The sequence below is a fragment of the Streptomyces atratus genome (assembly GCF_900119365.1).
GTDB classification, from domain to species: Bacteria; Actinomycetota; Actinomycetes; order Streptomycetales; family Streptomycetaceae; genus Streptomyces; species Streptomyces atratus_B.
Genome location: NZ_FPJO01000013.1, coordinates 195,235 through 202,131, shown reverse-complemented (window position 1 = coordinate 202,131; position 6,897 = coordinate 195,235). Strand labels below are relative to the sequence as shown.

Annotated in this window: 6 protein-coding genes and 1 pseudogene; 5 read left to right on the top strand and 2 right to left on the bottom strand. The window is 72.0% G+C overall.

Annotated features, from left to right (window positions below; translation table 11 throughout):
- Positions 1-91: 91 nt before the first annotated feature.
- Positions 92-415: pseudogene (locus BT364_RS22460) on the bottom strand (flavodoxin family protein); the annotation flags it as partial.
- Positions 416-603: 188 nt separating this feature from the next.
- Between BT364_RS22460 and BT364_RS22455 the strand changes: the two are divergent.
- The 3 genes from BT364_RS22455 to BT364_RS22445 are packed head-to-tail and all read left to right on the top strand — an operon-like array spanning position 604 to position 2,902.
- Entirely contained in the window at positions 604-1,281 is a 678-nt protein-coding gene (locus tag BT364_RS22455) for an ABC transporter permease (RefSeq protein ID WP_072487018.1), read from the top strand.
- Positions 1,278-1,955, top strand: a complete 678-nt coding sequence (locus BT364_RS22450; protein WP_072487017.1) for an ABC transporter permease — start codon at positions 1,278-1,280, stop codon at positions 1,953-1,955. The genes BT364_RS22455 and BT364_RS22450 overlap by 4 nt, the downstream gene beginning before the upstream one ends.
- The gene (locus BT364_RS22445; RefSeq protein ID WP_072487016.1) at positions 1,952-2,902 is read left to right on the top strand and encodes an ABC transporter substrate-binding protein; all 951 of its coding nucleotides are present in this window, start codon (positions 1,952-1,954) and stop codon (positions 2,900-2,902) included. The genes BT364_RS22450 and BT364_RS22445 overlap by 4 nt, the downstream gene beginning before the upstream one ends.
- Positions 2,903-2,918: 16 nt before the next feature.
- Here the strand turns inward: BT364_RS22445 and BT364_RS22440 are convergent, their stop codons facing one another.
- On the bottom strand, positions 2,919-3,893 hold the full coding sequence (locus BT364_RS22440; RefSeq protein ID WP_072487015.1) for an acetylxylan esterase: 975 nt from the start codon (positions 3,891-3,893) through the stop codon (positions 2,919-2,921).
- Positions 3,894-4,045: 152 nt separating this feature from the next.
- Here BT364_RS22440 and BT364_RS22435 point away from each other — a divergent pair, with 152 nt between their 5' ends.
- Both BT364_RS22435 and BT364_RS22430 read left to right on the top strand, forming a co-directional pair.
- A complete protein-coding gene (locus BT364_RS22435) occupies positions 4,046-5,158 on the top strand; it encodes a LacI family DNA-binding transcriptional regulator (RefSeq protein WP_079179586.1) in 1,113 nt (370 codons plus the stop codon).
- Positions 5,159-5,196: 38 nt separating this feature from the next.
- Entirely contained in the window at positions 5,197-6,807 is a 1,611-nt protein-coding gene (locus BT364_RS22430; RefSeq protein ID WP_072487014.1) for an FAD-dependent oxidoreductase, read from the top strand.
- Positions 6,808-6,897: the final 90 nt, after the last annotated feature.

The window sequence follows — 6,897 nt, the reverse complement described above, 5'->3', positions numbered from 1 at the left end:
CGGAGTTCTCCGGGCGGGCAGTCGGCGACGAAGCAGAAACCCCCACGGCGCGAGCCGTAGGAATCCCCCTCGTTCACGAGGGGGAGGAAGTCAACACCGAGCTGTTGTCGCCCAGCCAGATGGGCCCGCACAGCACCAGGATGTCGGCCGCCATCACCTTCTCGTACAGTCCGGGCCAGGTGTCCTTCTCCCAGCCGTGCTCCCGCATGTCCGGCCAGACGCCGGTCGCGATGTGGTGGTCGACGGCCCGGACCACCTCGGTGCTGACGCCGCGCTCCTCCATCACCGCACGGCTGCGGTCGATCAGCCCCTCCGTATTGCTGATCTCCGGTGAGCGCTTGAGGGTGCAGTTGACGTACAGCGCACGCAGATCGTCGAAGCGGTAGGCGTCGTCGGAGGGTCCGGACGGCGGCATGCGGGGCTCCTCGGCAGGTACGGGGGAACGAGGGACGTGGACCCGGTCTACCGTCAGGTCCGGCCATACCGGGCGGTAGACGCGCCGACGCCGCCCCGTACGCAGCAACTCCGGCCCCGGGACCGGAGCGCCCCCGGACAGCCGATCAGGACGCGCGCCCGCGCTGCTCCCCGCGCTCCAATGGACGGGTGACCGCGCCCCCGGACGACTGCCTAGCGCGCAACGAGTGGCTCTGCGGGGCCTATCTCTCCAGCCGTCGCGAGATCCTCTGGGACGCCGTCGTACAGCACCTTCAGCTCACCGCGGTCTCCGTGCTCATCGGCCTGGTCCTCGCCGTTCCCCTCGCCCTCGCGGCGCGGCACCGGCGCTGGGCGGCGGGCCCGGTGCTCGCCGTGACGACGGTCCTCTACACCGTGCCGTCGCTCGCCATGTTCTCGCTGCTGCTGCCGGTGTACGGACTCTCCGCCTCGCTCGTCGTCGCCGGGCTCGTGCTGTACTCACTGACCCTCCTCGTACGGAACATCCTCGCCGGACTGCGCGCGGTGCCCGAAGAGACCCGGCAGGCGGCGCGCGGCATGGGGTACGGCCCCCTGCGGCTGCTGCTCGCCGTGGAGCTGCCCCTCGCCCTGCCCGCCGCCATGGCCGGACTGCGGATCGCGACCGTCTCCGCGGTCTCCCTGGTCACGGTCGGCGCGATCGTCGGCTACGGCGGACTCGGCAACCTCATCTACTCCGGGATGAACACCTACTTCAAGGCCCAGGTGCTCACCGCCTCCGTCCTCTGCGTCGTCATCGCCGTCGCCGCCGACCTGCTGCTCCTGCTCGCGCAGCGACTGCTCACCCCATGGGCCCGGAGGCAGCAGTGAACACCCTCGCCGACGCCTGGTCCTGGCTCACCACCTCCGCGAACTGGTCCGGTGACGGCGGCATCCGGCAGCGGCTGGGCCAGCATCTGTTCCTCACCGTCGTCTGCCTGCTGATCAGCTGTCTGATCGCGCTGCCGGTCGCGGTGGTCCTCGGCCATCTGGGCAAGGGCGGCGCGCTCGCCGTCAACATCTCCAACATCGGCCGGGCCGTGCCCACCTTCGCCGTGTTGGTGCTGCTGCTCCTCACCCCGATCGGCGGGCACGGCGAGTGGCCGACCGTCATCGCCCTCGTGCTCTTCGCCGTACCGCCGCTGCTCACCAACGCCTATGTCGGCATGCGGGAGGTCGACCGCGATGTCGTGCGCGCCGCCAGGGGAATGGGCATGACGGGCAGACAGCTGATGCTGGGCGTCGAGGTGCCGCTCGCCCTCCCGCTGATCCTCACCGGCGTACGGATCGCCGCCGTCCAGCTCGTCGCCACCGCCACTCTCGCGGCGCTGGCGGGCGGCGGGGGTCTCGGCCGCATCATCACGGCGGGTTTCAACCTCGCCTCCACCGCCCAGGTGGTCGCCGGGGCGGTCCTCGTCGCGGTCTTCGCGCTGATCGTCGAAGGGCTCTTCGAGGCGGGCCGGCTGCTCGTGCCCGGCCGGTTCCGCGGCGGGGGATCCGGATGAGGCCGTGGACCACCGTCCCCGCGCTGCTGGTGCTGCTCGCGGCGGCCGCGTGCAGCACCGGCCCCTCCCTGGAGAACCAGGGCGAGGTCACCGCACCGCCGGGCGACAGCAAGCACCTCACCATCGGCTCCGCGGGCTTCACCGAGAGCGATCTGCTCGCCCGGATGTACGCGCTGCTGCTGGACCGGGCCGGCTACTCCACGAAGATCATCTCGGTCACCAACCGGGAGATCTACGAACCGGCGCTGGAGAGCGGCCAGATCGACGTCGTACCGGAGTACGCCGCCACCTTCGCCGACTGGCTGAACGCCAAGAAGAACGGCGCCGACGCAGCCCCGGCCGGTTCGCCCGACCTCGCCGCCACCATGAAGGGCCTGCGCGCGCTGGCCGCGCCCCGCGGCCTCACCGTCCTCGACCCCGGGCGGGCCGTCGACCAGAACGCCTTCGCGGTCGCCGCCCCGTACGCCGCCGAGCACCACCTCAGGACCCTCAGCGACCTCGGCAGGTCGGGTCTGCCCGTACGGCTGGCGGCCGGTGACGAATGCGTGCGGCGCCCCTACTGCGCGCCCGGCCTGAAGAAGACGTACGGCATCCGCGTCACCGCCGTGGACCCCAAGGGCGTCGGCACCACCCAGGCCAAACAGGCCGTCCAGAAGGGGCAGGACCACATGGTGCTGACCACCACGACCGACGCCACGCTCGACAGCTTCGGCCTCGTCCTGCTCGCCGACGACAAGCACCTCCAGAACGCCGACTACCTCGTCCCCGTCGTCAACCGGTCCCGGGCGGGCGGCGCAGGCGTACGCAACGCGCTGGGCAGGCTCAACACGGTACTGACCACCGCCGACCTGGCCCGGCTCAACGAGCAGGTCGACAGCTGGCGGCGGCTGCCGGAGGACGTGGCGCGCACCTACCTGGAGTCCGAGAACCTCGTCCCGCGGGGCTGACCGCCGCCTCGCGCGGTCAGGCCGTCAGCTTCCCGGGCAGCCAGGCCAGCTGCACGGCCTGCTGGAACGGCCCGCCGCCCTCGTGGTCGTTGAAGTCGTACACCTCGATGGTCTTGTCCTGGTGCGCGTAGGCGTTGAAAGCGGCGAAGACGGTAGAGGGCGGGCAGGTCATGTCCTCCAGGGCGGTCGAGAACAGCGCCGGCGCGCGCCCGCGCGCGGCGAAGTGCACCCCGTCGAAGTAGGACAGCGTGGCCCGTGCCTGTCCGGCCCGGCCGCGGTGCGTCTTGAGGTAGTTGCCCACCTCGCGGTACGGAGTCCGGTCGGTGACCGTGAGGGCGCGGGGGAAGTCGCACAGGAACGGGACGTCCGGCGCGATCGCCACGAGGTCGGGTATCAGCCCGCCCACGGCGAGCGTGATGCCGCCGCCCTGGCTCTCGCCGATGGCCGCGGTGCGCGCCGCGTCGGCCAGCGGATGCGAGCGTGCCGCCTCCACCGCACGTACCGCGTCGGTGAACACCCGCCGGTAGTAGTACGACTCCGGGTCCTCGATGCCCCGGGTCATGAAGCCGGGGTACGCGGGGGCGCTGCCCACCGGGTCCGGGGTGTCGCCGACGAGCCAGCCGCTGCCCTGGCCGCGGGTGTCCATCACGAAGTGGGCGAAACCGGCCGACGCCCAGAGCAGATGGGTGTGCGCCAGCCCCCGCCCGCCGCCGTAACCGATGAACTCGACCACCACCGGCAGCGGCTCAGTGGTGCCCGCCGGGACGACGAACCAGCCCTTGACCGGGTGACCGCCGAAGCCCGCGAAGGTCACGTCGTACACGTCGACCGTGCGCAGCCCCGTGCCGGCGCGCAGTTCGAAACGGGCGTCGAGGTCGTGGGACCGGGCCTCGTCGAGCGTCTTCGACCAGAACGCGTCGAAGTCCTCCGGCTCCACCGACCCGCTGCGGTAGTCGCGCAGCCGGCCGAGCGGCAGATCGAACAGGGACATGCGGGACCGCCTTCTTAGCGGGGATGGTTGATCACACCGTACGGGGGCGCGCGGTGAAGAAGTTGTGCCCGGCCTCTTGACCGACGCCCGGCCGACCCTCACAGTACTCGTTAATGCGCATTACTAATACGCATTAATCGATGTGAGGAGCCATGGTGGAGGAACCCAGGAAGCGGGCCAGGCCCGGCCGCGCACCCGCACCGGCAGGCCGCACGGCCCGCCCGCGCCAGGCGGAGGTCGCACGGCTCGCCGGGGTCTCGCAGGCCACTGTCTCGCTGGTGCTCGCGGACAAGAGACAGGGCCCCGCGATCTCGGAGGAGACCCGGCAGAAGGTCCTGGAGGCGGCCCGCAGTCTCGGTTACGTCCCCGACCCGGCGGCCCGCAGGCTCGCGGCGGCGCGCAACAACCTGCTGGGCGTGTTCAGCTTCACCGCGACGTTCCCGACCGATGTGCAGCACTCGTACTACCCGTTCCTGGTGGGCGTGGAGCGCGAGGCCGCGGAGCGCGGCTACGACCTGGTGCTGTTCACGGGGTCGAGCACCGGCGGCGCGGGGGCCGCCGGACCCGACGCGCTGAACCGGGTCCGCCTCGCCGACGGCTGCCTGTTCCTGGGCCGCCACGCGCCGGCCCAGGAGCTGCGCCGGCTGGTCGCCGACGGCTTCCCGGTGGTCCATCTCGGCCGCCGGGACGAGCCGGAGGGCCTGCACTGGGTCGGCGCCGACTACGTGAGCGCCGCCCGGGAGGTCGTCGACCATCTCGCCGCCCTCGGGCACCGCAGGATGGTGCTCATCCGCGAGGACGACGAGGCGCCCGCCTCCACCGACCGTGAGCAGGGCTTCCTCGAAGGGCTGGAGGCGGCCGGCCCGGCCGGCGGCCCCGGCGGGGCCGTCTTCCGTTCCGCGGATCCGGAACGAGACCTCACCCCCGAGCGGCTGCGGAGCTGGCTCGCCGACGGCGTCACCGCGTTCGTCGCCGAGGAGACCGACACCGGGGCCGCCTGGCGGGCCCTGCGCCGCGCCGTCGCGGAGGCCGGGATCGACTGCCCGCGCGAGGCGTCCCTGGCGCTGCTCGGGAGTCCGCCCGCCGACCTGGCGGACGGACCCGAACCCACCGGTTTCGACATCCCCCGCACCCGGCTCGGCGCCGCCGCCGTACGCATGCTCGCCGCGCTGGTCGCGGGGGAGGAGGCCACCGAACCCCTGGTCGCCTGCACCTTCCGGCCCGGCGTCACCTCGGGCCCGCCGCCCGCCATCGCGGACCGCTGACCGACCGCACCACCCGTACGTACAGCTCAAGGAGACCAGTGATACCCGAACCGGACATCCTCGTCGTGGGCGCCGGACTCGGCGGCGTCGCCGCCGCGCTCGCCGCCTGCCGCGCCGGACGCACCGTCGTCCTCACCGAGGAGACCGACTGGATCGGCGGCCAGCTCACCTCCCAGGCCGTCCCCCCGGACGAGCACCCCTGGGTGGAGCAGTTCGGCACCACCGCCTCGTACCGCCGGCTGCGCGAAGGCATCCGGGCGTACTACCGCCAGTGGTACCCGATGCGTTCCGAGGCCCTCGCCCTCACCGACCTCAACCCGGGCGCCGGACGCGTCAGCAAGCTCTGCCACGAGCCGCGCATCGCGCTCGCCGTGCTGGAGGCGATGCTCGCACCGCACCTGGCGGCGGGCCGTCTCACTCTGCTCACCGAGCACCGGGCCGTGGCCGCCGAGACGGACAACGATGTCATCCGGGCCGTCACCGTGGAGCACCTCCGCACCGGCGACCGCACCACCGTCACCGCCCGCTATGTCGTCGACGCCACCGAGACCGGTGAACTGCTCGAACTCGGCGGGGTCGAGCACGCCACCGGCGCCGAGGCACGGAGCGAGTTCGACGAACCGCACGCCCCCGAACAGGCGCAGCCGCTCAACCAGCAGGGCATCACGGTGTGTTTCGCGCTCTCCCACCACGAGGGCGAGAACCACACCATCGACCGCCCCGCCGACTACGGCTTCTGGAGCTCCTACCGTCCCGGCTTCTGGCCCGGCCCGCTTCTCGGTTTCCAGGCGCCCGACCCGCGCACCCTGGAATCCGTGCCGCGCACCTTCGTCCCCAACCCGGACGTCGACCCGCTCGCCATCAGCGCCGACCAGAGCGCCGACGCGGGCGACAAGGAGCTCTGGGGCTTCCGCCGCATCCTCGCCCGCGGCATGCACCGACCCGCCGCCTTCGACTCGGACATCACGCTCGTCAACTGGCCGCTCAACGACTACTGGCTCAAGCCCCTGGTCGGCGCCGGTGACGAGGTATCCGCCCAAGCGGTCGCCGAGGCACGGCAGTTGTCGCTGTCGCTGCTGTACTGGCTGCAGACCGAGGCCCCGCGCCAGGACGGCGGCACCGGTTTCCCCGGACTGCGGATCCGCCCCGACATCACCGGCACCGACGACGGCCTCGCCAAGGCCCCGTACGTACGCGAGTCCCGCCGGATCGAGGCCGTCACCACCGTCACCGAACAGGACGTGTCGATCGACATCGTCGGCCCGCAGGGCGGAACACGTCACCGGGACGCGGTCGGCATCGGCAGCTACCGCATCGATCTGCACCCTTCCACCGGAGGCGACAACTACATCGACATCGGCTCGGTCCCGTTCGAGATCCCGCTCGGCGCCCTCGTACCGCGCCGCGTCCGCAACCTGCTGCCCGCGGGCAAGAACATCGGCACCACGCACATCACCAACGGCTGCTACCGGCTCCACCCGGTGGAGTGGAACATCGGCGAGGTCGCCGGTGCCCTGGCCGCCCACTGCCTCGCCGAGGGCGTCGAACCCCAGCAGGTCCAGTCCGAGGACAAGCGGTACGAGGCGTTCGCGCGGCTCCTCGACCGCGACGGGATCCAGCGCCACTGGCCCGAGGTACGCGGCTACTGACCGCCCGTACCGCATGTGAAACGCCGGGTGGGACAGCTCCACCTGTCCCACCCGGCCCGCCCGCGCATCAACCCACTCGCACAAGGAGGT

Excerpts from the sequence above, each read along its gene's own strand:
- BT364_RS22445 (WP_072487016.1), top strand. The coding sequence starts at position 1,952 with ATGAGGCCGTGGACCACCGTCCCCGCGCTGCTGGTGCTGCTCGCGGCG.
- BT364_RS22440 (WP_072487015.1), bottom strand. The coding sequence starts at position 3,893 with ATGTCCCTGTTCGATCTGCCGCTCGGCCGGCTGCGCGACTACCGCAGC.
- BT364_RS22435 (WP_079179586.1), top strand. The coding sequence starts at position 4,046 with ATGGTGGAGGAACCCAGGAAGCGGGCCAGGCCCGGCCGCGCACCCGCA.